Origin of the sequence: Shewanella sp. UCD-KL21, from assembly GCF_001957135.1 — a bacterium.
Classification (GTDB): domain Bacteria; phylum Pseudomonadota; class Gammaproteobacteria; order Enterobacterales; family Shewanellaceae; genus Shewanella.
Window position 1 is genome coordinate 1 of the sequence record NZ_MPHK01000052.1, and the last position, 1512, is coordinate 1512.

Below are 1512 nucleotides of genomic sequence, written 5' to 3' on the forward strand. Positions count from 1 at the left end.
CCGTTGTGACCCCAGCAAACATTGATATCGCAGTTGCCGATGTCAACGATGCGCCGGTTGCAGGCAGCACAAGTTACACAGTCAACGAAGATGGCCAAATCACCATTAGCGCTGAGCAGTTACTGGCAAACAGCAGTGATGTGGATGGCACTGTCAGTCTAGACTCAGTGTCTTACTCAGGCACCGACGGCATATTAACGAATAATCTTGATGGCTCGGTTACTTTCTTCCCGAATGAGAACTTCAACGGTGACATCAGTCTTGATGTAGTGGTTATCGACGATGACGGCGCCACTGCAGAAACTACTGCGGGCATCACTACACTGGCGGTAAACGATACCCCAGTAGTTGATGGTAATGTCGCTTACTCGGTTGACGAAGATGGCTCAATTACCCTAAGCCAAGAGCAATTGCTGGCCAATGCATCTGACATCGACGGCGACAACCTAAGCGCTGAAAACCTATCAGTAGGCGATAATGCTACCGTGGTTGCTAACCCAGATGGCAGCTTTACGATTACCCCAGATGCGGACTTTAATGGCGATTTAGACTTAAGCTTTGATGTCTCTGATGGCACTACCACAGTAGCAACAGGTGTTGATTTAACCGTTAACCCAATCAACGATGCCGCAGTCGCACCTGATGTCGCATTCGAGATGAATGAAGATGGCGTTATCATCATTACCGATGAGCAGTTACTGGCTGGTGCAAGCGATATCGATGGCGACACATTGACCATTGCCGATGTGAGCTACACCGGCACCGATGGTGTGCTCACTGACAACGGTGACGGCACCCATAGCTTTGCGCCAAATGAAAACTTCAATGGCGATGTCGCGCTTGAATTTGGTGTTAGTGATGGCACGGTTGTGACCCCAGCCAACATTGATATCGCGGTTGCTGATGTCAATGATGCACCGGTTGCCGGCTCAACAAGTTACACAGTCAACGAAGACGGCCAAATCACCATTAGCGCTGAGCAATTGCTGGCCAACTCTAGTGATGTGGACGGCACGGTTTCACTTGATAGTGTGAGCTACTCAGGTACCGACGGTGTATTAATCACCAATGAAGATGGCTCAGTGACCTTCTCACCAAACGAGAACTTYAACGGTGACATCAGCCTTGACGTGGTGGTTATCGATGATGACGGTGCAACGGCCACAACAACGGCTGGCATTGAAACTATCGCAGTGAACGATACCCCTGTGGTCGATGGTAATGTCGCTTACTCGGTAGACGAAGATGGCTCAATTACCCTAAGCCAAGAGCAATTACTGGCTAATGCATCTGACATCGATGGTGACAGCCTAAGCGCTGAAAACCTCAGCGTCGGCGATAATGCCACCGTGGTGGCTAACCCCGATGGCAGCTTCACCATCACCCCAGATGCGGACTTTAATGGCGATTTAGACTTAAGCTTTGATGTCTCTGATGGCACTACCACAGTAGCAACAGGTGTTGATTTAACCGTTAACCCAATCAACGATGCCGCAGTCGCACCTGATGTCG

1 protein-coding gene is annotated in these 1512 nt (G+C 49.9%); it reads left to right on the forward strand.

Annotated features, from left to right (window positions below; all coding sequences use genetic code 11):
• On the forward strand, window positions 1–1512 hold a 1512-nt coding region (locus BM739_RS19790), incomplete at both ends, for a cadherin-like domain-containing protein (RefSeq protein WP_139326941.1).